We start from the raw sequence: 26556 nt of genomic DNA, 5'->3' as shown, positions 1-26556 counted from the left end.
GCGCGGCCGTTCCGGGCCTTGGTGCCGGGCACCTGCCGGTGTCCGGCACCAAGGCGATCCGCCGTGCTCCCCGCGAGCCATGCTGCACGATCCGGACCCGGCCGCGCATTGCCGGTTCCCGGCAGTGTTCAGGGGGGCCTGCATGCCGGGGCCCGTCAAGGAGACATCAAGGCAGCCCGGTGCATCGGGTACCTGACGATCAGTCGGCAAAGTCGGCGTCGAGTCGGCATCAGTACCGCCGCGACCCCCTGCCGACGGCCGGGAAACGTCAAGATCGACAACTGGTCAAGCCAGAGCCGGGCTGCGAGGATGAAGGCCGGAGGCGCACGTACCAGTCTCACCAGGAGGTACCCGTGAAGATGCTGATCAACGTCCCGGAGACCGTGGTCGCGGACGCGCTGCGTGGTCTGGCGGCTGCCCACCCGGAGCTGACCGTGGACGTGGAGAACCGGGTGATCGTGCGGCGGGACGCTCCCGTGGCCGGGAAAGTGGGGCTGGTCTCGGGCGGTGGCTCGGGGCACGAGCCACTGCACGGGGGTTTCGTAGGGCCCGGCATGCTGTCGGCGGCCTGCCCCGGCGAGGTGTTCACCTCCCCGGTGCCCGACCAGATGCTGCGCGCGGCCGCCGCCGTGGACAGCGGCGCCGGGGTGCTGTTCATCGTGAAGAACTACACCGGTGACGTGCTCAACTTCGACATGGCCGCCGAGCTGGCCGAGGACGAGGGCATCCAGGTCGCGAAGGTGCTGGTCAACGACGACGTGGCGGTGACCGACAGTCTTTACACGGCGGGGCGGCGCGGTACCGGCGCGACCCTGTTCGTGGAGAAGATCGCGGGTGCCGCCGCCGACGAGGGCATGCCGCTGGAGCGGGTGGAGGCCATCGCCCGGCAGGTCAACGAGAACTCCCGCAGTTTCGGTGTCGCGCTGAGCGCGTGCAGTACACCGGCCAAGGGCAGCCCCACCTTCGATCTGCCGCCCGGCGAGCTGGAGTTGGGCATCGGCATCCACGGCGAACCCGGCCGGGAGCGGCGGGCGATGATGACGTCCGGCGAGATCGCCGAGGTCGCCGTCGAGGCGGTGGTCGAGGATCTGAAGCCGCGCAATCCCGTGCTGGTCCTCGTCAACGGCATGGGCGCGACGCCGCTGCTCGAGCTGTACGGCTTCAACGCCGAGGTGCACCGGGTGCTCGCCGCCCGCGGCGTCCCCGTCGCCCGCGTTCTCGTGGGCAACTACGTCACCTCCCTGGACATGGCGGGCGCGTCTCTCACCCTGTGCCAGGTCGACGAGGAGATGCTGCGGCTGTGGGACGCGCCGGTGAAGACGCCGGGTCTGCGCTGGGGCGTGTGACGCGGGAGGGGTAGAGGATCACCACGTACCTACCAGGCAAGGAGATCCAGTGCTCGACGCCGATTTCTTCCGCCGTTGGATGACGGCGACCGCCGCGTCCGTGGACCGCGAGGCGGAACGGCTCACCGCCCTCGACTCCCCCATCGGGGACGCCGACCACGGCAGCAACCTCCAGCGCGGGTTCACGGCCGTGACGGCGACCCTGGAGAAGGAGGCTCCCGGCACGCCCGGCGGGATCCTGACGCTGGCCGGACGCCAGCTGATCTCGACGGTCGGCGGCGCCTCGGGGCCGCTGTACGGGACGCTGCTGCGCCGTACCGGCAAGGCGCTCGGGGATGCCGCCGAGGTCAGTGCGGAGCAGCTGGCCGAGGCGCTGCGGGCCGGGGTGGACGCGGTGATGACCCTCGGCGGCGCGGCGCCGGGCGACAAGACCATGATCGACGCGCTGGTGCCCGCGGTGGACGCGCTGGGCGACTCGTTCACGGCGGCGCGGACCGCCGCTGAGGAGGGCGCCGTGGCGACGACGCCCTTGCAGGCGCGCAAGGGCCGGGCGAGCTATCTGGGCGAGCGCAGCATCGGGCACCAGGACCCGGGCGCCACGTCGGCGGCACTGCTCGTCGCCGGACTCGCGGAGGCCGCCGGTGAGTGACGAGCGGCTCGTGGGAATCGTGCTGGTGTCGCACAGCGCGGAGGTGGCCGCGTCGGTCGCCGAGCTGGCGAAGGGGCTCGCGGGCGGTGGCCCGGCGGTGCCCGTCGCCCCGGCGGGCGGCACCGAGGGCGGCGGACTCGGCACCAGCGCCGAACTGATCGCCGCGGCGGCCGCGTCCGTCGACCGTGGTGCCGGCGTCGCCGTGCTGACCGATCTGGGCAGTGCGGTGCTGACCGTGAAGGCCCTGCTCGCGGAGGGCGACGAACTCCCGGAGCAGACGCGACTGGTGGACGCTCCGTTCGTGGAGGGAGCTGTGGCCGCGGTCGTCACGGCGGCCACCGGGGCCGATCTGGCGGCGGTGGAGTCGGCCGCCGCGGAGGCGTACACGTACCGGAAGGGGTGAGACCGGGCCGGGCGCGCCGGAGAACGGCGTGCCCGGCGGCCTCGGCCGCCGGGCGGCAGAGGTTTCGCCGACGCTTTCTCTGATGCCCCGTCAATCCTCAGCTGCCGCCGATGAATTGTCTCGCCAGCCGCTCCCCTGTCGTCACGGCCGCCGCGTGGTCCTCGATGGGTGAAATGCGGGCGTTCTTGAAGACGATGTAGGTGACGCCGGACGGTGTGCCGCCACCCTGTGGGTCGGCATGGATACCGAGCGCCTTGGCGGTCGCGTAGGACGCCTCCCCGATGATGACCTGCGGGCCAGTGTCGCCGACGACCGCGTACCGCACACGGTCGCGGTGGACGACGGCCACGACGGAACCGCCGCCCACGCCGTGCTCCCGGTAGTCCCAGATGCGGCTGGGAGCGGGCACGACGATGAAGGGGAGGCGTTCGGCGCTCAGAGGGCGGCCGTCGGACTGCGCGTAGGCAGTGCTGTCGGAAAAGTAGGGGTCCGTGCGACGGTTGCAGCGGGGCCCGGGGCGGCCGTCGCAGTCGATGTCCATGTCGGCCTTCCAGAACACGGCGTCGCCGGTGCCGCAGACCGGGATGTTCGCGGGTGCGCCGCTGTCCCTGCGGTATCGGCCGCGGGAGACCGGGGTGCAGTCCCGCACCTTGGCCAGCAGGTCGGCGGCGCTGACTGGGGTCCCGCGCCACGCCACCGGCTGGGGCGCGACGGCGGGGGGTGTCGTCGGGGCGAGCAGGACGGCGCTGGCCGCGGCCAGTGTGAGTGACTGGACACGCACGATAGAGGAGCCTCTCCGGGGGAACCTGACGGGCACTCAATCTGGCCCGGAGGCGATCACCCGGCCACCGCTGGGGGGCCGGACGGTGCACGGCCCCAACCTCCGACAGGGGCCGGGGGCCTGAGTCCGCGTAAGGACTCAGGCCCGCCCGGCCACCTGCGCCGGCGCGGGATCTGCGACGACAGCGGTCCGCGCGACAGGCCCGAACTGCCGGGCGTCCGCCAGGAGTTCGGCCGTGAGGAGCTTCAGCATACGTAACTCTCCCGGATGGTCACGAACCGCGGGGGTGACGCCGGCTCGCCACCGCGACCGCCGATACCGCCGCCCTCTTGATGTGGTCGCGTCAGCAGGCCATATTGGTCCGGACCATTCCCGAGTGTCGGCCCCGGGAGGCAGTCTCGTGCGAGGAGTTTCCGTTCCGGCTCCTTTTGTCCGCCGCGTCGCGCTCTGCGGGGCCCTCGCTCTGGTCGCCTCCTGCGGTGGGGCCGGAACGGGCGAAGGAGACGGCGGCGGTCTGCCCGGAGCGCCGACGGGCGTCACCGCCACGGCGGGCAGCGCGACGAGCGTGCATGTCATGTGGAACGCGACCGCAGGGGCCGAGGTCTACGAGGTGTATCGCGGCGCCAGGAAGATCAAGGAAGTGCCGGGTTCGGAGCACATGGTGGATGTCACCAGGCTCCGGCCCGCCACGGTGTATGTCTTCACCGTGCGGGCGCGGGACGCCGACGGGCGGCCCGGGCCGAGCAGTCGTGAGGTCCGGACGAGGACTCCGGCGGCCGTCGCAGACGACCACTCCGCACCGACGTGCCCGTCGGCGCTTCGAGGCCGCGCGGCCGGAAGCCGGGCGGTCCAGCTGTCCTGGTCCGCCTCGGCGGACGACCGGGACGTGGCGTCGTACGACGTCCACCAGGGAAGCACGAAGATCCACAGCGTGAGAGGGAGCCAGACGGCCACCGTGGTCACCGGGCTACGGCCCGGCACCTCCTACTCGTTCACCGTCCGGGCCAGGGACACGGCCGGCAACGTCTCCCCCGCCGGTCCCACCGTCCGCCTCACCACCCCGGGCACGGACGAAGGCCGGGCCACGGCCCCGACCGGCTTCCGGGCGACCGGCCACCGCGAAAACGGGGCCCACTACGTCGACCTGAGCTGGGTGCCGCCCCGCGTGGACGGCGAGGTCGCCGAGTACGAGATCCACCTGGACGGCCGCCGGGCCACGTCCCTCGTGTACGGCGGGAACGCGCCGCGCGACCGGGCGACATACAGCTTCTACGTGGGGCGGATCACCGGTGTCACTCATCGGGTCCGTGTCCGGGCGATGCTGCCGGACGGTACGTGGGGAGGCTTCTCGGCGGAGCGGACGGTGACGACGGGCGCGGGGAAGTGACGCCGGCTGTACGCGGCCGACGTACCGTCCCCCGTCGGCCGCCCGAGGGAACCCGTCACCTGCACGGGGGCACCCCGCGTGCGGCCGGTGCCGGTGGCGCTTTGGCTGACCCTGAGGCAGCACGGGCGTTCCCCGATCCTCGGCGGCGCAAGGGATGTACCGCCAACCGTGCCGCCGGAGGGCAGTCCACATGCGCAACTCATCGCCAGTTCTCCGCTCCGGCCTGACCGTGGCAGCCGCCGCCGCGCTGCCTCTCGCCCTGGCCGCGGTGCCCGCTGCCGCGGGCCCGGGCATCTCCGTGAGCACCACGGGTTCCACGGTGTCGGTCCGAACCAGCGCGTGCACCCAGATCAACGGCAGCTGGGGCACCGCCTCCCTTCTCACCAGCAGCCAGGGCAGCTTCGCCCAAGGGCGTCAGGTGACCCTGTCGGGGACGTCGACCAGTCAGTCCGCTGCCTGGTCGAACGTCACCTCGGGGACGTACACCGTCATCGTCATCTGCTCGGACGGCACCACCGCGGGCACGCAGTCGGTCGTCGTCTCCCCTGCCCCCTCCCCCACGAGGTCGCCGTCCCCCTCGGCCTCGCCGTCCCGCGGTGTCATGGGCGGGGTCGGCGGGAGCGCCACGGACTACGGCACCGTCACGCTGGTGGCGGGCGGCACGCTGGTCGGGACCGGCCTCCTCGCGACGGCCTGGTACCTGCGCCGGCGCAACAGGCCGTACCGGCTCTGATCCGGTACGCATGGCGGCCCGCCCTCCCGAAGCGCTCCGGTCGGGCGGGCCGCCGTCACACCCCGGTCAGGCCGGGCGGGTCGGCTCGCCCTCCGGCAGTTCGGCGACGTCCGCCAGGGCGCGCCTGAGCCACTGGGACCAGAACGTCTCCAGGTCGATGCCGGCCTGGAGCACCAGATGCCGCAGCCGGTCCTCGGTGCCGTCCCGGCCGGGCGGGAAGTCGCGCTTCTCGATCTCCTGGTACTCCGCCAGCTGCCGCTCGTGCAGCTCCAGATGGCGTCGCAGGTCGGACTCCAGACCCGCGGTGCCGACCACGGCCGCCGCCCTCAGCCGCAGCAGCAGCGCGTCGCGGTGCGGCTTGGGGTCCTGGGAAGCGGCCGTCCAGCGGGCCAGTTCGGCGCGGCCCGCCGGCAGAACCTCGTAGCTCTTCTTCTGCCCGCGCGTCGGCTGCTCGGCGGGCAGGGCCCGGATCAGGCCGTCGGTCTCCAACTTTCCCAGCTCGCGATAGATCTGCTGGTGCGTCGCGGACCAGAAGTACCCGATCGACCGGTCGAACCGGCGGGTCAGCTCCAGCCCGGACGACGGCTTCTCGAGCAGGGCGGTGAGAATCGCGTGCGGGAGTGACATGGCCTCATCCTAGGGACGCGTTCCCCCACTACAGGGCGGCCGCCAGCTCGGTGCCCTGCTTGATGGCGCGCTTGGCGTCCAGTTCCGCGGCCACGTCGGCGCCGCCGATGAGGTGCGCACTGCGCCCGGCCGCGATCAGTTCCTCGTACAGGCCGCGGCGCGGCTCCTGGCCGGTGCACAGCACGATCGTGTCGACCGCCAGCACGGTGCTCTCGTCGTCGATCGTGATGTGCAGTCCGGCGTCGTCGATCCGGTCGTAGCGGACGCCCGGGACCATGGTGACGCCACGGTGCTTGAGTTCGGTGCGGTGGATCCAGCCGGTGGTCTTGCCGAGGCCGGCGCCGACCTTGGAGGTCTTGCGCTGGAGCAGGTGGACGGTGCGCGGCGGGGCGGGCCGCTCGGGCGCGGCGAGGCCGCCGGGGGCGCGGTAGTCCAGGTCGACGCCCCACTGGCGGAAGTACGTCTGCGGGTTCTCGTGCGCCTTGTCGCCGTCGTCCGTGAGGTACTCGGCGACGTCGAAGCCGATGCCGCCGGCACCGAGGATCGCGACCCGGTCGCCGACGGGTGCGCCGTCGCGCAGCACGTCGAGGTAGCCGAGGACGCTGGGGTGGTCGACGCCCGGGATGTCGGGGGTGCGCGGCGTGACGCCGGTGGCGACGACGACCTCGTCGAAGTCGTCGAGGTCGCCGGCCGTGACGGGGGTGTTCAGCCGTATGTCGACGCCGTGCCAGTCGAGCTGGGTGCGGAAGTAGCGGAGCGTCTCGTCGAACTCCTGCTTGCCGGGCACCTTGCGGGCGACGTTGAGCTGGCCGCCGATCTCGCTCGCCGCGTCGAACAGCGTCACCTCGTGCCCGCGTTCGGCGGCGGAGACCGCGCACGCCAGCCCCGCCGGCCCGGCGCCGACGACCGCGACGCGCTTGCGCAGCCGGGTCGGGGAGAGCACCAGCTCGGTCTCGTGGCAGGCGCGCGGGTTGACCAGGCAGGAGGTGATCAGGCCGCTGAAGGTGTGGTCGAGGCAGGCCTGGTTGCAGCCGATGCAGGTGTTGATCGCCTCGGGCCGGCCGGCGGCGGCCTTGATGACGAAGTCCGGGTCGGCGAGCATCGGGCGGGCCATCGACACCATGTCGGCCGCGCCCTCGGCGAGCAGTTCCTCGGCGAGTTCGGGGGTGTTGATGCGGTTGGTGGTGACGAGCGGGACGGACACCTCGCCCATCAGCCGCTTGGTGACCCAGGTGTACGCGCCGCGCGGCACGGAGGTCGCGATGGTGGGGATGCGGGCCTCGTGCCAGCCGATGCCCGTGTTGATGATGGTGGCGCCGGCGGCCTCGACGGCCTTGGCGAGGGTGATCACCTCGTCGAGCGTGGAGCCGCCCGGGACGAGGTCGAGCATGGACAGCCGGTAGACGACGATGAAGTCCTCGCCGACCGCCTCGCGCACCCGGCGCACGATCTCCAGGGGGAAGCGCATGCGGTTCTCGTACGAGCCGCCCCAGCGGTCGGTGCGCTCGTTGGTCTGCCGCGCGATGAACTCGTTGATGAGGTAGCCCTCGGAGCCCATGATCTCGACGCCGTCGTAGCCGGCCTGCCGGGCGAGGCGGGCGGCGCGGGCGTAGTCGTCGATGGTCCGCTCGATGTCGGCGTCGGTGAGCTCGCGGGGCGGGAACGGGCTGATGGGCGCCTGGAGCGGGCTGGGCGCGACCAGGTCCCGGTGGTAGGCGTACCGGCCGAAGTGCAGGATCTGCATCGCGATCCGTCCGCCCTCGCGGTGCACGGCGTCGGTGATGACCCGGTGCTGCTCGGCCTCCGTCTCGGTGGTGAGCTTCGCGCCGCCCTCGTACGGGCGTCCCTCGTCGTTGGGTGCGATGCCGCCGGTGACGATCAGGCCCACACCCCCGCGGGCGCGGGCGGCGTAGAAGGCGGCCATGCGGGCGAAACCACCCTCGGCCTCCTCCAGACCGACGTGCATGGAGCCCATGAGGACCCGGTTGGGCAGGGTCGTGAAGCCCAGGTCGAGGGGGGTCAGCAGGTGCGGGTAACGGCTCATCGGGCCCTCCGTGCGCGGTGTCGTGTCTGTAGTTGTAGAGGACCGCCGACTGTTTATGCAACTAGTTGCACAAGGTGATGGAGGGCACAGTAGGTCCATGACCAGGGATCTTGGCCTTTCCTCCGTGGTGGAGCTCGCCGGCGAACTCGTTCGCCGCCCGAGCCGCGCCGGCATCGACGACCACGAGCCCGTCCTGGCCGTCCTGGAGGACTGGCTCGCCCACCGGGGCCTGCCGTACCGGCGGCTCCACGACGACGCACGCCGCCCGGTCGCGCTGCTGGTGGAGATCGCGGGCGGGCGGCCGGGGCCCTGGTGGGCGCTGGACGCCTGCGTGGACACCGCGCCGTACGGTGACGAGTCGGCCTGGTCCTTCCCGCCCGACGCCGGGGACGTCGTCGACGGCCGGCTGCGGGGCAGGGGCGCGGCCGACTCGAAACTCGCCGCGGCCCTGTTCTGCCACATCGCGGCCGAGCTGCACGGCCGGGCCGGTGAACTGCGCGGCGGACTCACGGTGCTGCTGGACGCCGACGAGCACACGGGCGGCTTCGGGGGCGCCCGGGCGTATCTCGCCGACCCCGATGCGGCCCGCCCGGCCGGGGTGATGATCGGCTACCCGGGGCTGGAGGAGGTCGTGGTCGGCGGGCGTGGGCTGTGGCGGGCCAGGATCGCCGTGCACGCGACGTCAGGGCACTCCGGGTCGAGCCGGGCGACGGTCGGTGCGGTGTCGCGCGCGGCGCAGCTCGTACGGCTACTGGACGACGCCCCGCTGCCCGGCGTGAGCGGGGAGTTCCCGCTGGCGCCGAAGCTGACGGTGACCTTCTGCCACGGCGGCGAGGGCTTCTCCGTCGTCCCGGACCTGTGCGAGGTCGGTGTCGACATCCGCACGACACCCGGCTTCGGCGCCCGAGCGGCCGAAGCCCTGGTCCGGGCGGCGGTGAGCGAGCTGGACGAGCGGTCGCCCGCTCCGAGGCCGACGGAGGTCAGGACGGTCGCGGCCTGGCCGCCGTACCGGCTGGCCGAGGACGAGCAGCCCGCCGCCGCGCTCCTGGGCGCCGCGGCGGGCGAGGGGCTGCGGGTGCGGGCCAAGACGGCGGGCCCGTCGAACATCGGCAATCTGCTGGCGGCCGAGGGCATCCCGGCCACGGCCGGCTTCGGTCTGCCGTACGAGGGACTCCACGGCGTGGACGAACGCGTGCACCTCGGAGACCTGCCCGTGGTGCACGCCGTCTACCGGCGGGCCGTCCTCGGCCTGCTGGGGGCGTGAGGGGCGGTCACCGGCTTTCGAGGCGCACGTGCAGTTCCGTCTCCTGGTCGCCGGAGACGGTGCTCAGGTCCCGCACGTCGAACAGCGAGTCCAGCCTCACGCGGAACTGCTCGATCGCCCAGTAACCGCCGTGCAGGTCGGCGTCGACGGAGGACGACAGCCGGGCCGGTCGCGCCCCCTCGTGCGTGTCGGCGACGTCGAACGTGCCGAGCCACACGGTCGGGCGGGTCGCGTGCAGATCCTCCGGTACGTCGTCGGCGCACCGGTCGGACTCGAAGCAGGCGCACAGCGTGTCGAACACGATCCGGGCGTCCTGCTTGCTGCACCCGCTGATCTCCACCGAGACGGAGTGGGGATGCGGTTGCTCAGGGTCCATCGTGATCGCTCCTCTCGTGGCGTATCCGCCCCTACCCCAGCAAAGCACCACCTTCTGCCGAGCACTACCGGCGGTACCCCTGCCGTGATGACGGGCTTACGGAGCGGGCGGCTCCGGGTTGGGAGATGGTGGAAGGTGACGGCAGGGGCCTCGGATCGACGGCTCCGCGGTAGAGCATGGGGTGTCGGCACCGTGACGGCGTGCCGCGAGATCGGCGAAGGCGGGGCGTGGGATGAGTGCAGCCGGGTCTCCCATGGCCGAGGGTGCCGGGCTGGCGCGCGCGCCGGCCCGGCCGAGCGGGCTGCTCGACGTCCTGCGCGTGGCCTCGGTGGTCCTGGACGCCGAGGGCCGCATCGTGCTGTGGAGCCCCCAGGCCGAGGAGCTGTTCGGGTACGAGGCGCGGGAGGCGCTGGGGCAGTACGCCGCCCGGATCATGGTCCACGAGCAGCACCTCGACCTCGTGGTCAAGCTGTTCGCGGACGTCATGGGCACCGGGCAGAGCTGGGCCGGGGCCTTCCCCATCCGCCGCAAGGACGGCACCACGCGGCTCGTGGAGTTCCGCAACATGCGGCTGCTGGACGATCAGGGGGACGTCTACGCGCTCGGTCTGTGCGCCGACCAGTCGACCGTGCACCGCCTGGAGCGCGAGGTGGCGCTGTCGACTCGGATGATCGCCCAGTCCCCGATCGGGCTGGCCGTGCTGGACACCGATCTGCGGTACGTCTCGGTCAACCCGGCGCTGGAGGAGCTCAACGGTGTGCCGGCCGAGGGGCATCTGGGCCGGACGGTCCGCGAGGTGGTGCCGCGGATGGACGTCGACGCCCTGGAGGCCGCGGCGCGCGGGGTGCTGGACACCGGACAGCCGGTCGTCGACCAGTCCACGGTCGGCCGCACCCCGGCCGACCCGAACCAGGACCACGCCTGGTCGATCTCGCTGTACCGGCTGGAGAACGCCTTCGGGACCGTGCTGGGCGTGGCCGTCTCGATCGTCGACGTCACCGAGCAGTACCGCGCGGGCATCGAGGCCGAGGCCGCGCGGCGCCGCCTGGCCATGATCGCCGACGCCTCCGGCCGCATCGGCACCACGCTGGACCTGGACCGCACGGCCCGCGAGCTGGCCGACGTGGCCGTGCCGGAACTCGCCGACATCGCGGCCGTCGATCTGCTGGACGCGGTGGTGCAGGGCCGGCGCACCAGCCTCGGCCCGGCCGAGGCGGCCGTGATCCGCGCGCTGGCGGTCCAGGGGTACGACTCCGCCGAGGCGCTGGAGGCAGCCGACCCGCCCGGGCAGGTGGCCCGGTACGCGCCCGACCGGCTCGTCACCCAGTGCGTGCGCACGGCCCGTCCCGTGATGCTCCCGGCGGTCACGGACGAGGACCTCCCCCGCATCGCCCGGTCCCCGGAGGCGGCCGTGCTGCTGGGCCGGGCCGGGGTGCACTCGTATCTGGCGGTTCCGCTGATCGCGCGCGGCGAGGTGCTGGGCGCCCTGGACCTCAAGCGCACCCGCAATCCGCTGCCGTTCACCGAGGACGACCTGCTGCTGGCCCGCGAGCTGGCCGCGCGGGCCGCCGTGCAGATCGACAACGCCCGCTGGTACCAGAGCGCCCGCGACACCGCGCTCACCCTCCAGCGCAGCCTGCTGCCCAGCCATCCGCCCGTGACGGACGGGCTGGAGGTCGCCTCCCGCTACCAGCCGGCCGGGGCCACGAGCGAGGTGGGCGGCGACTGGTTCGACGTGATCGGTCTGGACGGCGGCAAGACCGCGCTCGTCGTGGGTGACGTGATGGGCAGCGGCATTCCCGCGGCGGCCGCCATGGGGCGGCTGCGTACGGCGACCCACACGCTGGCCTCCCTCGACCTCGATCCGGCCCTGCTCCTGGAACACCTCGACAAGATCACCGCAGGGCTGGAACAGGCCATCGCCACCTGCGTCTACGCCGTCCACGACCCGCATCTGCGGCAGTGCCGGATCGCCAACGCCGGGCATCTGCCGCCGGTGCGCCTCCGGGCCGGCCGGCCTCCCGAGCTGCTCGACCTGCCGACCGGGGTGCCGCTCGGCGTCGGCGGTGTCGCCTTCTCCACGACGACCGTCGACCTGGAGCCGGGCGACCGGCTGGTGTTCTACACCGACGGTCTCGTCGAGACCCGGCGCGACTCGCTCGACGAACGGCTCGACACGCTGCTGTCCCTGCTCGAAGGCCCCGACCGCCCGCTGGAGGAGGTCTGCGACCTGCTGCTGCGCACCCTGCACGAGCCGGACAACTTCGACGACGTGGCGCTCCTCATCGCACGGGCGACGGCACCGGACTAGGGGGTGTCGTCGGCGTTCGGCCGCGTGCTCGGGTCGTTATGGTGCGACGCCGATCACGACATGGGCGTAGAGCTCCTCCGAGACGGCCAGGTGTGCCGTCAGGCCGTTGCGTTCGAAGGCGTCGAGGGCGGTCGGTGCCTGGTGGCGGCTCGTCTCCACCAGGACGCAGCCGCCGGGCGCGAGCCAGCGGGGCGCCTCGGCCGCGACCCGGCGCAGGACGTCGAGGCCGTCCGCACCGCCGTCGAGGGCGACCAGCGGCTCGTGGGCACGGGCCTCCAGCGGCAGCAGGCCGATCTCGTCGCTCGGTACGTACGGCACGTTGGCCGCGAGGACGCCGACGCGGCCCCGCAGGTCGCCGGGCAGCGCCTCGAACAGATCGCCCTGGTGGACGCGACCGCCGGCGGCGGCGACGTTGCCCCGGGCGCAGCGCACCGCGGCGGGGTCGATGTCGGCGGCATGCAGTTCGACGCGGCCGAGTCCGGCGGCCAGCGCCGCGCCGACGGCGCCCGAGCCGCAGCACAGGTCCACGACGACGCCGGCGCCGGGCGCCCGGGCCAGGGCCTGTTCGACCAGGAACTCGGTGCGGCGGCGCGGCACGAAGACGCCCGGGTCGACGGTGATGCGCAGGCCCCGGAACTCGGCCCAGCCGACGACGAGTTCGAGGGGCAGGCCCGCGACGCGGCGTTCGACCATGGCGGCGGCTTCGACCGGGGTGCGTGCGGTGGCGAGGATCAACTCGGCCTCGTCCTCGGCGAAGACACAGCCCGCGGTGCGCAGGGCGACGACGACGGAGTCACGGGACGGCGGTGGGACGGGAGAAACGGAGGGCATGGAAGCCAGGAGCCTTTCGAGATTCGAAGGGCGCTCCTGCGGTCGCCTACGGCCGGCGATCCGCGCGACATCGAGGAGAGAGCACCCGGGCTGACACAGCGGTAATGGGTCTCACCTCCTCGGTTCGGCGACGGCTGGGTCCGTCCACAGCCGGCGGCAACACTACCCGACGGCCCTGCCGAACGGTATGGCGCGGCCGTCCGCCGCCCCGTCGGCAGGTGGTGAGGCAGGGGCTTGGGCAAGTGGTTGGGCTATGCAACCATGGAGAGCCCGGACAGCGACGTGGTGAGGGAGGTCCGGTGCAGCCGGCCGATGCCGTGGAGACCATCCAGCGGGAGATGACGGTCTTCGCCCGCCGTGCCCGTGCCGTGGCGGGGCGGATGCACCCGGAGCTGTCGCTGGTGTCGTACACGCTGCTCGGGCACCTGGAGGAGAGCGGCGGATGCCGTGCCACCGACCTGGCCGCCCACTACGCCCTGGACAAGTCCACCGTCAGCCGCCAGGTGGCCTCGCTGGAACGCGCCGGTCTCATCGAGCGCCGGCCGGACGCGGAGGATCAGCGCGTCCAGGTGCTGCATCTGACGGAGGCGGGCCGGCGCATCCTGGCCCAGGTCACCGAGAGCCGCCGGGCGGCCTTCCGGGAGCGGCTGGCGGAGTGGCCGACCGAGGACCTGTCGCGATTCGCCGACTACCTCGTGCGCTACAACGCGGGCCCTGGTTCCGGTCGGCACGACTAGGGCGCGCCGCACGTACGCACGACCAGGGGCGCGCCCCACGTACGGTTGAATACGCAATCACTGATCACGCCGGCCCGGCGGGGCACCGTCGGCCCGGTCCGGAGGCACACCGTATGCACATCACCCGAGGCTTCACCGGGCGCCCACGCGTGGAGGACCCCGGTCTGCCGCCCGGCCAGTACGACGCGGGCGACGACTGGCCCGTGCTGTCCGCCGAGGTCACTCCCGACCTCGCACCCGCCGACTGGACGTTCCGCATCGACGGTCTGGTGGACGAGCCCCGTACCTGGGACTGGGAGGAGGCGCATCGGCTGCCGCCGTCGGCGTACGAGGGCGCCATCCACTGTGTGACGAGCTGGTCGAAGTTCGGGGTGCGGTTCGCGGGGGTGTCCCTGGACGCGTTCTGGGATGTGGTCCGGCCCCATGGGTCGGCGACCCATGCCGTCGCCTACTCGCACACCGGCTACACCACGAACCTCCCGCTCGCCGATCTGACCGGTGGGCGCGCCTGGATCGCGTGGGAGTACGACGGCAGGCCGCTCGCTCCCGAGCACGGCGGCCCGGCGCGACTGCTGGTGCCGCACCTGTATTTCTGGAAGAGCGCCAAGTGGATAGCGGGCCTGCGGATCCTCGACCACGACGAGCCGGGTTTCTGGGAGCGGAACGGCTATCACGAGCGGGGCAACCCCTGGGAGGAGCAGAGGTACTCCGGTGACTGAGACGTTCGTGCCTGCCACGCGGTTCGCCGTGCCCGGGCGCATCGCCGTGAGCGAGCAGGCCGCCTCCGTGTGGCAGACCGCCACGCTGACCGGGATCCGCCGCGAGACCGCGCGTGCCGCCACCTTCCGGTTCGCCGTGCCCGGCTGGCCGGGGCACCTGCCCGGCCAGCACCTGATGGTGCGGCTGACCGCCGAGGACGGTTATGTGGCCCAGCGCCACTACTCGATCGCGTCCGCGCCGGACGACTCCGGGCACGTCGAGCTGACCGTGGATCATGTCGAGGGCGGCGAGGTCTCGGGCTGGTTCCACGCCGTCGCCCGGCCCGGCGACCAGGTCGAGGTGCGGGGCCCGGTGAGCGGCTTCTTCGCCTGGCCCGGAGACCGGCCCGCGTTGCTCATCGGCGCCGGCTCCGGCGTCGTGCCGCTGATGTCGATGGTCCGGCACCACCGGGCGCGGAACCTGACCGTGCCGCTGCGGCTGCTGGTGTCCGCGCGCAGTCCCGGGGAGCTGATCTACGCCCGGGAGTTCGGCGCCGAGACGACGCCCGTGTTCACGCGGAGTGCGCCGGAGGGTGCGCCGGTGGGACGTATGGCGGCCGCACATGTGGCGCCGCTCCTGGCCGAGCAGCCTTCCGGTGGGTGGGAGGCCTATGTGTGCGGCTCCAACTCCTTCGCCGAGCACGCCTCCCGGCTGCTCGTGACAGCCGGTCAGCCGGTGGAGCGCATCCGGATCGAGCGGTTCGGCTGACCTCGAGGGCGGCCCCTCCCCAGTGGTGTCACAGGGGTGACGCGTGCTTGCCACAGGGGCGCGGCCCCGTGTTTCGCCGCGGCCGGCCCGGGCACTCCGGCCGGAGGGCTCAGGCACGCGGCAACCCGGGCCGTGCCGAGCGATCGATGTGTGTCGGAGGGGGTACCCGACCCGTGTGGGCACTCGCACACGTGACGTGACGTGGAGGGAGCGGCGGCGCCGCCACCGCACGGCCGGTCCGGCCCTCCGGCCGCGGTGACGGCGAGGAGGTCGACATGCGAACCCGGGTGCGCGGCTGGCGTTGGCGGCGCAGTCCGCTGCGGCGCCGGTCGGATGTCGTCGAGGCGTGGACGGTGCTGGTGGTCGCCGTCCTGATACTCGTGGGCGCGCCTCTGGTGGGGGCGGCCGCCGCCTGGTGGGCCCATGGCGAGGCGCGGTCGGTCTCGGCGGAGCAGCAGGCCGAGCGTCATCGCGTCCGTGCGGAGGTGATCGGCAAGAAGGGCGACTCGCTGCCGTCGGTGCAGGCCGGCGGGCAGCACGCGTACCGGGCCACCGTGCGCTGGACCGAGCCGGGCGAGGGCACGCGCACCGCGACGGCACGGGTCCCCGGGGGCACCCGGACGGGTGAGGTCGTGGACGTGTGGTTCGACTCCCGGGGGCGGAGTGTGACCCCGCCTGTGGACGGCACCGGGGTCTGGCAGCACACCCTCACCATCGGCACGTGCGCCGCGGGCGGTGTGGTGCTCGTGGTGCTCCTCGGCCACTCGGTCGTGCGCCGGGTCGCCCTGCGCCGCCGGCTGGCCGAGTGGGAGCGGGAGTGGGCCCGTACGGAGCCGGAGTGGACGCATCGCGGCGCGTGACGGACCGATGAACGGCAGGTGACCCGACCACCCACTCGCGACGATGCGTCCGACGCCCTACCTCATTCCCCACCCTCACCCTGCTGACCAGCGCTTCACCACCCCGGACAGGCACCGTCCCGGAACCGAGCCGCGGCAAAGACCTGGCGAGTCCTCCGACCACCCACGTAGTGTGATCATCCGCACTGTCTCCGCAGCCGTTCCTCACCCAAGGCGGTCCTACATGGCCCTGTTCGACCTTCCTCTCGACGAACTCCGCGAGTACCGCAGCGCGTCCACCGAGCCCGAGGACTTCGACGCGTTCTGGTCCAAGACACTCCAGGAGGCGCGCGAGCACGACCTGGACGCCCGCTTCGAACCGGTCGACACGGGACTGTCCACTGTGCAGGTGTTCGACGTGACGTTCGCCGGGTTCGGCGGTCACCCGGTCAAGGGCTGGCTGGTCCTGCCTGCCGGGGCGGACGGCCCGCTGCCGCTGGTCGTGGAGTTCATCGGCTACGGCGGAGGACGCGGGCTGCCGCACGAGCATCTGCTGTGGGCGTCCACGGGCCGGGCGCACTTCGTGATGGACACCCGCGGGCAGGGCAGCGCCTGGGGAGGGGGCGGCGGCACGGCGGACCCGGTGGGCGGCGCGCCCGCGTACCCCGGTTTCATGACGCGCGGTATCGACGCGCCGGAGAACTACTACTACCGCCGGGTGTTCACGGACGCCGTGCGTGCCGTGGAGGCGGCCCGCTCGCATCCGCTCACCGACCCGGCGCGCACGGTCGCTGTCGGCGGCAGCCAGGGCGGCGGCATCACGATCGCGGTGGGCGGCCTGATACCGGACCTGGCGGGCATCGCGCCGGACGTGCCGTTCCTGTGCGACTACCCGCGCGCGGCGACGCTCACGGACCGTCACCCGTACCGGGAGATCGGCCTGTACCTCAAGACGCACCGCGGCCGTACCGAGCAGGCTCTGCGCACGCTCTCGTATTTCGACGGTGTCCACTTCGCCACCCGCGGCGGGGCTCCCGCGCTCTTCTCGGCCGCCCTGGAGGACCAGACCTGCCCGCCCTCGACCGTCTTCGCGGCCTTCAACGCCTGGAACCACGAGGACAAGACGATCGAGGTGTACGACTTCAACGACCACGAGGGCGGCGGTCCCTTCCAGCAGGAGGCCAAGCTGCGCTGGATGCGCTCGTACATCTGATCCCCCCCCCCGGTTGACCGGCGACTGATCCGGCCGTTTCATCGGCGGCAGGCTTCCACCAAGTCCGACCAGTCGGTACGTTCTTCGCGCCCGGGCCGTGTCTCGGCGGCCCGGGCCCGCGAGGTGGTGGAGGGGCCATGTCAGAGAACGAGCCACAGGTGCACGGTCACTGCGACGCGCGCTTCACGGCGATACGCAGGGCGTTCGAGGAGAACTTCCGGGAACGGGGCGAGCTGGGTGCCGCGGTGGCCGTCACCGTCGGCGGCAGGACGGTGGTGGACCTGTGGGGCGGCTGGGCCGACGCGGCACACACCCGGCCGTGGGAACAGGACTCGCTGGTCAACGTGTGGTCCACGACCAAGGGGCCGGTGGCACTGTGCGCGCACATCCTCGCCGACCGGGGGCTGCTGGACCTCGACGCGCCGGTGGCCGCGTACTGGCCGGAGTTCGCCGCGGCGGGCAAGGAGAAGGTCCTCGTACGACATCTGCTGTCCCACCGCGCCGGTCTGGCCGGCCTGCGTGAGCCTCACTCGCTGGAACAGCTCTGCGACTGGGAGCTGACCACACAGCGGCTCGCGGCGACGCAGCCCTGGTGGGAACCGGGAACCACGTCCGGCTATCACGCGCTGACCTACGGCCATCTGGTCGGCGAGGTCGTCCGGCGGGTGTCGGGGCTGCGGCCGGGCGCCTTCCTGGAGCAGGAGGTGACCGGACCGCTCGGCATCGACTTCCGCATCGGCCTGCCGGAGAAGGACTACCGGCGGGTGGCCGAGCTGGACCAGCCGCCGGTCGCGACGAGCAGTGAACAGGCTGCTGTTTTCGCTCAGTTGGCGCCCGCGGCGATCGCCGCGCTGACCAACCCGCCGGTGTCCGCTGCCGGAGCCTGCACGGCCGGGTGGCGGGCCGCCGAGATTCCCGCGGCGAACGGGCACGGCACCGCGCGTGCGGTCGCCGAACTCTACGGCGTCTTCGCCGGGCGCGGCTCGTACGGGGGCCACCGCGTCCTGTCCTCCGAGGCTGCAGAGCGGGTGCGCGAAGGACAGGGCAGTTGCCGGGATCTGGTGCTCGGCGCCGGGTTCGAGGGCGAGACCGAGGCGGCGCTCGGGCTGTGGCTCAGCGGTTCCAACGGCTCCTACGGACCCAACCCGCGCGCTTTCGGTCACGACGGCTTCGGCGGCTCCTGCGGGCTCGCGGACCCCGAGGCGGAGGTGTCGATGGGATACGTGATGAACCGTATGGGGCCTCGTATCGCGGACGACCCGCGGAAGATGGCGCTGATCGACGCCTTGTACAGCGCGCTCTGACGGCCGGCGCGGGCGGGCCGGTTCCGGCCTGACCGCCCGCCCCCCTTCCCGGCTGATCTAGACCAATGCTGGACCTCGCGAGCACACCGTCGGTGCGGGTCACGCGGCACGTGCGCGACCAGTACGCGTGTCCGCTGGAGATCACCGACCTCGTGGTGGACGCCCAACAGGACGCTCTGGTCAACGAGGTCACCCTGCCGGCCGGACAGCGAGACCGCAGGGCCGGGCCGTCAAGGTGAACCGACGCCCGCGCGACCGCTCGGCGCAGCCGGCTGACCCGACACCCGGGCCACGACGAGCCGCACCCGCGGACTGCCGTCCCGTCGCCGTCCGAACTCCGGCAGCGCGTGGAGATCCACCCGGAAGCCTGCCCGGGCGAGCTCACGCCGTACGTCCCCGAATCGGAAAGCGCGGTAGTACATGACGAACGGAGGCCGCCACAGCGCGTTGCGCACCCGCATCACCGCGTCGAAGCCGAGCAGCTTCCAGTAGCCGAGCGAGCCCGGGTGGGGCGGGGCCACCAGCGGAAACGCGAAGCAGCCGCCCGGCCGCAGGACGGAACGGACCTGCGCGAACAGTCCGGGCAACTCGCGGGGCAGGAAGTGCCCGAAGGCACCGAAGCTCACCACCAGGTCGAAGGCGGGCCCGAAGGGCAGGGCACGGGCATCCGCACGGACGAAGGAGACCGGCGGCCCCGCCGGCCGGACCCGCTCCCGGGCCACGTCGACCATGCCGGCACTGAAGTCGACACCGACGACCCGCTCCCGGCACACCCCTGCCAGCACGCCAACGCCCGCACCGGTGCCGCAGCACAGGTCGAGCCCGGCGTCGAAGGGTCCCGTCCGCCGCAGTGCCGACTCGACGGCGTCGAGGACCGCGTCGGGCGTCCGGAAGGGGGTGTGGTCGAACTTCTGCGCGAGGAGGTCGTAACCGTGTTCCACGGACGACAGCGCCTGGACGGCGAGCTCACGCAGACTGGGGCCTTCGGGACTGAACATCGGCTCAGCCTAGAGGAGTTCGTTGCGTAAGGATCGTGAGCACGCGCGCGCACCAGCGGAGGTTCTCCTCCTCGAAGGCGATGCCTCCCATCAGCGTGAGGTACGGGCCGATGCGGTCGGCCTCCCGCAGGTACTCCTCCTCGCTGCGGCCGGCCAGGAGGCGTTCGCGGACACGCTCGTAGCGGGCGAGCTTACCCCGGGCCCACGCCTCGCGCTCCTCGACCAGCGCACGGGTGGCCTCGGGGTCCGCACCGTCCATGGCCTGGATCTTGATGAGGAGTTCGTCGCGGATGGCGGTGGGCCGGCGGGGCGGTGTGACGGCGAAGGCCCGCAGGTCCTGGCGGCCCGTCTCGGTGAGCGTGAACATCCGTTTGTCGGGCCGCCGTTCCTGGCGCACCACCCTGGCCTCGATCAGCCCGTCCTGCGCGAGACGCTCCAGTTCCCGGTAGAGCTGCTGCGGGGTCGCGGCCCAGAAGTTCGCGAGCGACACGTCGAACACCTTGGACAGCTCGTAACCCGAGGCCTCGCCCTCCAGGAGAGCGGCCAGCACAGCGTACTTGAGAGACATATGGACACGGTATCAATGGTTGATTAATCTACTCCGCACCTACTCAACTAATTGACCAAGGCGGGTTCGATGCGTGCATTCCGTGAGGCGGTCGAGGCTCTCGACCTCGACGCCGCCGAGGCGCTGCTGGCGCCGGGCGTCGTCTTCACCAGCCCGGTCGTGTTCAAGCCGTACACAGGAAAGCCGATCACGGCGGCGATCCTGCGCGCCGTCTCCGGTGTCTTCGAGGACTTCCGCTACGTGCGCGAGATCAACGACGTGAGCGGCCGTGACCACGCTCTGGTCTTCACCGCCCGCGTGGGCGACCGGGAACTCAACGGCTGCGACTTCATCCATGTCGACGAGAACGGGCTCATCGACGAACTGACCGTGATGGTGCGCCCGTTGTCGGCGGCGCAGGCACTGGCGGCGGCCATGGGCGCGCAGTTCGAGCGGATCGCCGAGGAGGCACGGGCGCGCTCGATGTGAGCGACACATCCGGAGGTGCGTTCCCGCGTTCTGCCGCATCCCGCGGCCCCTTCGCGGTTGGATGTCCTCATGACGTCCGTCGAGCACGACCGGCTGATGCGGGCCAACCAGGCGAACTGGGACGCCCGCACGCCCGTCCATCTCGCCAGCCGGTTCTACGGTCTCGACCAGGACCCCGACCCCGAGCGCTGGTTCGCGCCCTGGGAGTGGGAGGACCTCGGCGGGCTGGCCGGCCGTGACGTGCTGCACCTCCAGTGTCATCTCGGCACGGAGACGATCGCCTTCGCACGACGTGGGGCCCGGGCCGTCGGCCTCGACTTCTCCGAGGCGTCCGTGGCGGCCGCGACCGGCATCGCCGCGAAGGCAGGCGCGGACGTGACGTACGTGCGGGCGAACGTGTACGACGCCGACGAGGCCTTGGACGGGCGGCAGTTCGATGTCGTCTACACCGGCAAGGGCGCCCTGTGTTACCTGCCCGACCTGAACCGGTGGGCGGAGGTCGTCGGACGGCTCCTGCGTCCCGGCGGCCGGTTGTACGTGGTCGAGTTCCATCCGCTGCTCAACTCGCTCGGCCCGAAACCCGCTCCGGGCGAGGGCCCCGAGCTGCTCCTGCGCCACGATTACCTGGGCGGCGGCGGTCCCGTGCACCGGGACGCGACCCACACGTACACGGACGGGCCGGCCGTCGAGGGCGCCACGGACAGTTACGAGTGGATGCATGGAATGGGCGAGGTCGTCAACGCGTTGACGGAAGCGGGACTGGCCGTCCGGAGGCTGCGGGAAAGTGACGAACTTCCCTGGCCGCGCTGGCCGCGGATGGTCCGTACGGAGTCCGGCTGGTGGCGGCTGACCGCGCCGCGGATCCCGCTGCTGTACGGGCTGCTGGCCACACGCTGACGCCCGTCCCCCTCCCCCGGCGCCCCGTCGGATGGTAGCCTGCGAACAGCACTCGTGCACGCCCCCCTCTGTGGGCGCCGGTGCGGTTCCTCATTTCTCTCCTTCATTTCCGGCACCTTGACCTGCTCTGTCGTACCCGAGGTGCTGTTCCCCCGCCGCCGGAGGCGTGCCCCAGGCCCTCCCCTCGCGGCTCTCTCCCCTTCCCTTCGCATGTCTCATGCCTGCCGTCCGTGAAAGGACACATCACCATGACCACCACACTCGACACCCCACCCGCCCAGCAGACCGCGCCCCGGGCCGCCCTCGGCGTCCTCGACATCGACGCGAGCGGGAAGGGGCACCTGCGCGGCGAGAACTGCCTGCCCACGCCCACCGACCCTGCGGTCTCCCCCGCCCTGATCCGCCGCCACGGCCTGCGCAAGGGCGACTTCGTCGAGGGCACCCTGGGCGACCGGCGCGGTCTCACCGACGTCGCACGGGTCGACGGCCGTACGTCTACGGAACGGCACGGCCGCCGGCACTTCCGGGACCTGACGCCCCTGCATCCGCATGAGCGCCTCCGTCTCGAACACCCGGCCGCCGGACTGGCCGGTCGGGTCGTCGACTTGATCGCACCGGTCGGCAAGGGCCAGCGCGGGCTTCTCGTGGCCCCGCCCAAGACCGGCAAGACTGTCATCCTCCAGCAGCTCGCGGCCGCCGTCACCGGCAACCACCCCGAGTGCCGGCTGATGATGCTGCTGCTCGACGAGCGGCCCGAGGAGGTCACCGACATGCGGCGCTCCGTGCGGGGCGAGGTGTACGCCTCGACCTTCGACCGGAGTGCCAAGCAGCACATCGCGCTCGCCGAGCTCGTGATCGAGCGGGCCAAGCGGCTCGTCGAGGCGGGCGAGGACGTGGTGATCCTCCTCGACTCCCTCACCCGGCTGTGCCGGGCGCACAACAACGCGGCCGCCTCCGGTGGCCGCATCCTCACCGGGGGCGTCGACGCGTCCGCGCTGACCGGACCCAAGCGGTTCTTCGGCGCCGCCCGGTCGGCCGAGGAGGGCGGTTCCCTCACGATCCTCGCGACCGCGCTGGTGGAGACCGGTTCCCGAGCCGACGACTTCTACTTCGAGGAGCTGAAGAGCACGGGCAACATGGAGCTCCGCCTGAACCGCGACCCGGCGTCCCGCCGCGTGTTCCCCGCCGTCGACATCATCCCCTCCGGCACCCGTCGCGAGGAACTCCTGCTGCCCCCGGCCGAGTTGGCGGCCGTACACGGACTGCGGCGCGTGCTCCAGAACCGGGACGGGCAGGGCGCCCTGGAGACCCTCCTGGAACGCATGCGCGAGACCCCGGACAACGCGACGTTCCTACGGCGCATCCAACCGACACTGCCCTCGGACTGAGGTACTGCTGCCGCGTCAGCCGGCTCTGCCGGTGCCAGCCGCGAGCAATGACGCCGCGCCCGATCGTGGTGACGAGCCCCGCGTCGCGCAACGCGGTGGAGTGCCGGCCGGCCGAGGACGCCGAGACGCCGGCGGGCCATGGTCCAGGCGCTGCCCATCAGGCCCCACTACCGCCGGTCGGACAACGAGGCCGTCCCGGCGACGGCGAGCCCGGCCCGGCCGCGTCGGTCACCCGCACCTTGCGGTCTCAGAGCATGGGAGCGCGGGTGCCGGGAGCGATCGGTGCGGCGTCGGCGGCGTCCTGGGCCGGGCAGGACGCGCCCACGCGGCGGATGCGGTGGCGTCGGCATCGGGCTTCGGGGCGTACGCCCTCGGGCGTCCCGCACCCGCGGGACGGGCCGCAGCCCGGAGCACCGGGGCACACGGGACCTCTTGCCTGGCCGCGAGCAGTCACTCCGCGTCAATCGCGTGTCCGACGGGTGGAATGGGTCCGGAGCCAGTACGAGCGGGCAGCGACGATCAGTGCGGCTCCATAGACGGCGAACGCGGTCATGCCGATCCAGGCGGCCAGCAGTGCATCGCTCGAGGAGTGGAAGTCGCCTCGCCGCATCGTCACCACGCCGGCCGTGGCCAGGGCCACGTAGCCGATACCGAACACCCCGTACGGAGCCAGGGTGGCGGCGCCTATCAAGGCCGGGGCCAGAGGGAGCCAGCGGGGGACGCGGCGGCCGCGCAGCCACAGCGTCCAGCGCGGGAAGACCTGGCCCCACGGACGGACCAGGCCCCACAGCAGGAAGGAGCCGAGCGCGGCCAGCAGCACGGTGCCGTCCAGGCCCCAGGACTCCAGGGTGAGCCATATTCCTGACGCACCGTTGCGCTTGGAGATCGCGAGCATTTCCTCGCCGGTCATCCCGGCGAAGGTGCCGCCGGACGCCCAGATGAGCTTCATCACCGCGTAGGGGAGAAAAGCCGCCGTCCCGGCGCAGGCGGCGACCTGGACCAGCCCGGAGGCGGCGGAAGGGGCCCGTACGACGGCCGCGTCGGGCGTGCGGCGGACGGACCGGGCAGTGGCCGCGAGCAGCAGGACCCCGGCCGCCGCCAGCGCATGGTGCGCCGCGGCCACGCCGTTGTCCACCCCCTGACCGAATACCAGTGTGATGACGTCCATCAGCAAGCCGAACGCGGCCATCCCGGCCAGCACGCAGACCACCCACAGCAGCACTCGCGACGCAGGCTGCAGTCCGTACCGCACCACCGCACCACAGACCAGGGCCGCCAGCGCCCCCACCCCCGCGACCCCCCAGCCCAGCGCCGAGGGTCCCGGGTCGCTGCCCAGGTAGAGCAGCGGCGTCCCGCTCAGCGCGCATGCCAGGCCGAAGCCGGCGTACATCACCGCCCACACCATCGTGGCCCGGCTCACCCAGCACGTGCGCCGAGGCGCCCTCGTCGTCCCTTTCGCACCGACCATGCACTGACCGTCGCATCGACCGCGGCAGCGCGACATCAACTGCTGGAACGAGCTCCCTCCGCCTATCGGGTGAGCAACTGCTACCTCAGGTAGGCCTCACACAACGTGATGTCTTGAGGCCGACACGGCGAGTACCCCCCTAGATGAATGAGTCCAAGGGCTGGGTGCGGACCGCCTCCTGGGGTGTCAGGAGGACGGGTGACTGTTCGTTCCATGCGATGCTCGGCCCTTGCACCACACCTACGGGATGAGGACTTCCGTCGGCACCCGCGGGGCTCGCTGCGGTGGACCACGGCGACGGTAAGGGGGCCGGGGAGCGGTCTGTGGCGGTGTCAGACCTGGGGCGCGGACGGGGTGGTCTGCGCGGTGCCGGGAGCGGGGCGGCCCATGCCCAGGCGCTGGCTGATCCGGCTCATCGCCTGGGACATGCGGGACGGGAAGGCGTCAGGGTCGGGAATGGTCACCGGCCGCACGCGTCCATTGTGGATGGCGGAGATCCGCCATCCCTGCTCGGTGCGGACGACCACGAGGGTCTGCCGGGACATACGTCGCTTGGGCAGCTTGGAGCGCCAGGGCATCAGTACCGATGCCGTGCCGTGGACGATGGCGACGTCTGCAGTGATGTGGCGGATCGCCTCCAGGTCGCCGACGAGCGCTGAGCCGGCCAGCACGCCACGGAAGAGCCGGTCGTGGTTGTCCTGGAGGGCCGGTCGGCCGGTCGCGTGGGTGCCGTCGTAGGAGACGTAGTCGGCGTCGGCGGTGAAGCAGGCGCCGAAGGCGACGGCGTCGTTGTCGGTCCACGCCTGCCTGAACTGCTTGAACAAGTGCGTGATCTGCTCGTCGCTGGTAGGCATGACGTCCTCTCGGAGCTATCATTTCGATTGCCGAATCTTACGCTAACAGAAAGCTTCGAATGTCGAAAGATGATGGCGTGGTCGAGGTCGCCGTGCGGATGAGGATGCTCCAGCAGAGCTTCGACGCCTTCGACGAAGCGGCCGCGACTCTGCTGGGGCTGAACCGCACCGACCTGCGCTGCCTGGACCTGATCCTGGCCAAGGACCCGATGTCGGCCGGAGAACTCACCACCGCGGCCAAGCTCAGCCCAGCCGCGACGACAACCGCCATCGACCGCCTCGAACGAGCGGGCTTCGTCACCCGCAGCCGGGACGCCGCCAACCGGCGGCGGGTTTTGGTCGCCGCCACCGAGGCTGCCCGCGCTGCCGAGCGCAAGGTGTACGGTCCCCTCGGCGATGCCGGGAAGTCGGCGCTCCAGCACTATGGCGAAGAACAGCTCGCCGTGATCATCGACTTCCTGGAGACAGCCCGCCGGGTCCAGGAAGAGCAGACGGCGCGCCTGAAGGGGCTGCCGGTCCGTGAATGAACGCGGGCATCGATGGGCTTCAGCATGTCCAACCCGCCGTTGGTGAATTGGCTGCGCAAACGTGGCGAGGGTGTCCAGAGTCAGTTTGTGACGACCGACCTGGACACCCTCGCGACCGCACTCTACGTGAAGATCGACGACCTACTGAAAGCAGCACTGCACCTGGCCCCGTGGCGTCCAAGGGTTGGCATCACACCCAAGCTCAGCGACGCCGAACTGGTCACCCTCGCAGTGATGCAGGCCCTGCTCGGCTTCGTCTCCGAGGCCCGCTGGCTGCGCCACTGCCACGCGCCTGCGACACCTGTTCCCGTACCTGCCGCAGCAGAGCGGCTACAACAAGCGCCTGCGCCGGGCTGCCGGGCTGATCCGGCAGGTCATACGCGAGCTGGCCACGGACACCGCGCTGTGGAGTGACGACGTCTGGATAGTGGACTCCACGCCTGTCGAGTGCGGCCGCTCCCGCGAGACCACCAAGCGCTCCGACCTCGCCGGGTGGGCCGAGTACGGCTACTGCGCCAGCCACAGCCGCTACTTCTGGGGACTGCGCCTGCACCTGGTGTGCACCCTTCACGGCCTGCCAGTCGCCTTCGCCCTCACCGGGGCGAAAGCCGTCGAACGGGAGGTCCTGCTGGACATGTTCGCTGCTGAGCCCGCGCTCGTCCGCGACAGGCCGGGCCAGACCTTGCTCGCCGACAAGAACTACTACGGCCGGGAGTTCGAGCGGCAGTTGGCGGACCTGGGCATCGAGCTGCTGCGGCCCGCCCGCAAGGGAGAATCCGAGCGGGCCGGATCGCACCTGTTCAAGCCGCTGCGGCAGTTGATCGAGTCGGTCAATGACACGCTCAAGGGCCAGTTGGACCTGGAACAGCACGGTGGGCGCACTCCCGGCGGCGTCGCCGTCCGCATCCTGCAACGGCTCCTCGCGCTGACTGCCGCCATCTGGCACAACCACAAGGCAGGCGCACCGGTCGTCCGATCACTGACCGCCTACGACCACTGACCTTGGACTCATTCATCTAGGGGGACGCTGCTCAGCACAGCGTCCTTCGCGCGGGGGAGCGGTTCGCCCCGTGGGG

Annotated in this window: 26 protein-coding genes and 2 pseudogenes; 19 read left to right on the top strand and 9 right to left on the bottom strand. The window is 72.0% G+C overall.

Annotated features, from left to right (window positions below; genetic code table 11):
* Positions 1-353: 353 nt before the first annotated feature.
* Genes dhaK through ACZ6TU_RS29040 form a run of 3 tightly spaced genes read left to right on the top strand, consistent with a single transcriptional unit; the run spans position 354 to position 2398 of the window.
* Positions 354-1346: a dihydroxyacetone kinase subunit DhaK gene (dhaK, locus tag ACZ6TU_RS29050; RefSeq protein WP_467677649.1), complete on the top strand. Its 993-nt coding sequence runs from the start codon at positions 354-356 to the stop codon at positions 1344-1346.
* Between the two features lie 49 nt (positions 1347-1395).
* Positions 1396-1995, top strand: coding sequence for a dihydroxyacetone kinase subunit DhaL (gene dhaL, locus ACZ6TU_RS29045; RefSeq protein ID WP_467677647.1), 600 nt, complete (start codon positions 1396-1398; stop codon positions 1993-1995).
* Positions 1988-2398 carry a PTS-dependent dihydroxyacetone kinase phosphotransferase subunit DhaM gene (locus tag ACZ6TU_RS29040; RefSeq protein ID WP_467677645.1) on the top strand — a complete coding sequence of 137 codons (411 nt, stop codon included), beginning with the start codon at positions 1988-1990 and terminating at the stop codon, positions 2396-2398. The genes dhaL and ACZ6TU_RS29040 overlap by 8 nt, the downstream gene beginning before the upstream one ends.
* Before the next feature lie 97 nt (positions 2399-2495).
* Here the strand turns inward: ACZ6TU_RS29040 and ACZ6TU_RS29035 are convergent, their stop codons facing one another.
* Positions 2496-3179, bottom strand: coding sequence for a glycoside hydrolase family 75 protein (locus tag ACZ6TU_RS29035; protein ID WP_467677643.1), 684 nt, complete (start codon positions 3177-3179; stop codon positions 2496-2498).
* Between the two features lie 400 nt (positions 3180-3579).
* Here ACZ6TU_RS29035 and ACZ6TU_RS29030 point away from each other — a divergent pair, with 400 nt between their 5' ends.
* Positions 3580-4566, top strand: a complete 987-nt coding sequence (locus tag ACZ6TU_RS29030) for a fibronectin type III domain-containing protein (protein WP_469551998.1) — start codon at positions 3580-3582, stop codon at positions 4564-4566.
* A 190-nt stretch (positions 4567-4756) separates the two neighbouring features.
* Positions 4757-5299: a hypothetical protein gene (locus tag ACZ6TU_RS29025; RefSeq protein WP_467677641.1), complete on the top strand. Its 543-nt coding sequence runs from the start codon at positions 4757-4759 to the stop codon at positions 5297-5299.
* Between the two features lie 66 nt (positions 5300-5365).
* On the opposite strand, the gene ACZ6TU_RS29020 is transcribed toward ACZ6TU_RS29025, so the two are convergent.
* Positions 5366-5926 carry a PadR family transcriptional regulator gene (locus ACZ6TU_RS29020; protein WP_467677640.1) on the bottom strand — a complete coding sequence of 187 codons (561 nt, stop codon included), beginning with the start codon at positions 5924-5926 and terminating at the stop codon, positions 5366-5368.
* A 28-nt stretch (positions 5927-5954) separates the two neighbouring features.
* On the bottom strand, positions 5955-7970 hold the full coding sequence (locus ACZ6TU_RS29015) for an FAD-dependent oxidoreductase (protein WP_467677639.1): 2016 nt from the start codon (positions 7968-7970) through the stop codon (positions 5955-5957).
* A 97-nt stretch (positions 7971-8067) separates the two neighbouring features.
* On the opposite strand from ACZ6TU_RS29015, the gene ACZ6TU_RS29010 reads away from it, so the two are divergent.
* On the top strand, positions 8068-9234 hold the full coding sequence (locus tag ACZ6TU_RS29010) for a M20 family metallopeptidase (protein ID WP_467677637.1): 1167 nt from the start codon (positions 8068-8070) through the stop codon (positions 9232-9234).
* 7 nt (positions 9235-9241) lie between these two features.
* Here ACZ6TU_RS29010 and ACZ6TU_RS29005 read toward each other — a convergent pair whose 3' ends face one another.
* Positions 9242-9610, bottom strand: coding sequence for a hypothetical protein (locus ACZ6TU_RS29005; RefSeq protein ID WP_467677635.1), 369 nt, complete (start codon positions 9608-9610; stop codon positions 9242-9244).
* Between the two features lie 232 nt (positions 9611-9842).
* Between ACZ6TU_RS29005 and ACZ6TU_RS29000 the strand changes: the two genes are divergently transcribed.
* On the top strand, positions 9843-11921 hold the full coding sequence (locus ACZ6TU_RS29000; protein ID WP_469551996.1) for a SpoIIE family protein phosphatase: 2079 nt from the start codon (positions 9843-9845) through the stop codon (positions 11919-11921).
* A gap of 36 nt (positions 11922-11957) precedes the next feature.
* Here the strand turns inward: ACZ6TU_RS29000 and ACZ6TU_RS28995 are convergent, their stop codons facing one another.
* On the bottom strand, positions 11958-12752 hold the full coding sequence (locus ACZ6TU_RS28995; RefSeq protein WP_469551994.1) for a putative protein N(5)-glutamine methyltransferase: 795 nt from the start codon (positions 12750-12752) through the stop codon (positions 11958-11960).
* A gap of 299 nt (positions 12753-13051) precedes the next feature.
* On the opposite strand from ACZ6TU_RS28995, the gene ACZ6TU_RS28990 reads away from it, so the two are divergent.
* The 7 genes and pseudogenes from ACZ6TU_RS28990 to ACZ6TU_RS28960 form a co-directional block, all read left to right on the top strand.
* A complete protein-coding gene (locus ACZ6TU_RS28990; protein WP_469551992.1) occupies positions 13052-13489 on the top strand; it encodes a MarR family winged helix-turn-helix transcriptional regulator in 438 nt (145 codons plus the stop codon).
* A gap of 113 nt (positions 13490-13602) precedes the next feature.
* On the top strand, positions 13603-14208 hold the full coding sequence (locus tag ACZ6TU_RS28985) for a sulfite oxidase-like oxidoreductase (RefSeq protein ID WP_469551991.1): 606 nt from the start codon (positions 13603-13605) through the stop codon (positions 14206-14208).
* Positions 14201-14956, top strand: a complete 756-nt coding sequence (locus tag ACZ6TU_RS28980; protein WP_469551989.1) for a ferredoxin reductase — start codon at positions 14201-14203, stop codon at positions 14954-14956. Before ACZ6TU_RS28985 ends, ACZ6TU_RS28980 begins: the two co-directional genes overlap by 8 nt.
* Positions 14957-15231: 275 nt before the next feature.
* Complete coding sequence (locus tag ACZ6TU_RS28975; protein ID WP_467677625.1) at positions 15232-15816, top strand: Rv1733c family protein; 585 nt, start codon at positions 15232-15234, stop codon at positions 15814-15816.
* A gap of 223 nt (positions 15817-16039) precedes the next feature.
* Entirely contained in the window at positions 16040-17008 is a 969-nt protein-coding gene (locus ACZ6TU_RS28970; RefSeq protein WP_467677623.1) for an acetylxylan esterase, read from the top strand.
* A 137-nt stretch (positions 17009-17145) separates the two neighbouring features.
* Positions 17146-18312 (top strand): serine hydrolase domain-containing protein, encoded by a 1167-nt coding sequence (locus tag ACZ6TU_RS28965; protein ID WP_469551986.1) that lies wholly within the window; start codon positions 17146-17148, stop codon positions 18310-18312.
* A gap of 74 nt (positions 18313-18386) precedes the next feature.
* Positions 18387-18551, top strand: a pseudogene (locus ACZ6TU_RS28960) (GntR family transcriptional regulator); the annotation flags it as partial.
* Here the strand turns inward: ACZ6TU_RS28960 and ACZ6TU_RS28955 are convergent.
* A complete protein-coding gene (locus tag ACZ6TU_RS28955) occupies positions 18543-19310 on the bottom strand; it encodes a class I SAM-dependent methyltransferase (RefSeq protein WP_469551984.1) in 768 nt (255 codons plus the stop codon). The pseudogene ACZ6TU_RS28960 and the gene ACZ6TU_RS28955 sit on opposite strands and share 9 nt — an antisense overlap.
* 4 nt (positions 19311-19314) lie before the next feature.
* On the bottom strand, positions 19315-19878 hold the full coding sequence (locus tag ACZ6TU_RS28950) for a PadR family transcriptional regulator (protein WP_467677617.1): 564 nt from the start codon (positions 19876-19878) through the stop codon (positions 19315-19317).
* Between the two features lie 69 nt (positions 19879-19947).
* Here ACZ6TU_RS28950 and ACZ6TU_RS28945 point away from each other — a divergent pair, with 69 nt between their 5' ends.
* From ACZ6TU_RS28945 to rho, 3 genes are all read left to right on the top strand, one after another.
* Positions 19948-20346, top strand: a complete 399-nt coding sequence (locus tag ACZ6TU_RS28945) for a nuclear transport factor 2 family protein (RefSeq protein ID WP_467677615.1) — start codon at positions 19948-19950, stop codon at positions 20344-20346.
* 69 nt (positions 20347-20415) lie between these two features.
* A complete protein-coding gene (locus tag ACZ6TU_RS28940) occupies positions 20416-21243 on the top strand; it encodes a class I SAM-dependent methyltransferase (RefSeq protein WP_467677613.1) in 828 nt (275 codons plus the stop codon).
* A 248-nt stretch (positions 21244-21491) separates the two neighbouring features.
* On the top strand, positions 21492-22631 hold the full coding sequence (rho, locus tag ACZ6TU_RS28935) for a transcription termination factor Rho (protein WP_467677611.1): 1140 nt from the start codon (positions 21492-21494) through the stop codon (positions 22629-22631).
* A 460-nt stretch (positions 22632-23091) separates the two neighbouring features.
* Here the strand turns inward: rho and ACZ6TU_RS28930 are convergent, their stop codons facing one another.
* Positions 23092-24099: a hypothetical protein gene (locus tag ACZ6TU_RS28930; protein WP_467677610.1), complete on the bottom strand. Its 1008-nt coding sequence runs from the start codon at positions 24097-24099 to the stop codon at positions 23092-23094.
* A 332-nt stretch (positions 24100-24431) separates the two neighbouring features.
* Positions 24432-24953, bottom strand: a complete 522-nt coding sequence (locus ACZ6TU_RS28925) for an SgcJ/EcaC family oxidoreductase (RefSeq protein WP_469551980.1) — start codon at positions 24951-24953, stop codon at positions 24432-24434.
* Positions 24954-25012: 59 nt separating this feature from the next.
* On the opposite strand from ACZ6TU_RS28925, the gene ACZ6TU_RS28920 reads away from it, so the two are divergent.
* Together ACZ6TU_RS28920 and ACZ6TU_RS28915 are read left to right on the top strand one after the other, a co-directional pair.
* Positions 25013-25480 (top strand): MarR family winged helix-turn-helix transcriptional regulator, encoded by a 468-nt coding sequence (locus ACZ6TU_RS28920; protein ID WP_467677606.1) that lies wholly within the window; start codon positions 25013-25015, stop codon positions 25478-25480.
* 87 nt (positions 25481-25567) lie between these two features.
* Positions 25568-26480 (top strand): annotated as a pseudogene (locus tag ACZ6TU_RS28915) (IS982 family transposase).
* Positions 26481-26556: the final 76 nt, after the last annotated feature.

This window comes from Streptomyces sp. NPDC052064, assembly GCF_055585925.1.
Note: the sequence above shows the minus strand (reverse complement) of the source record. Positions and strands in the feature narration are given on the sequence as shown.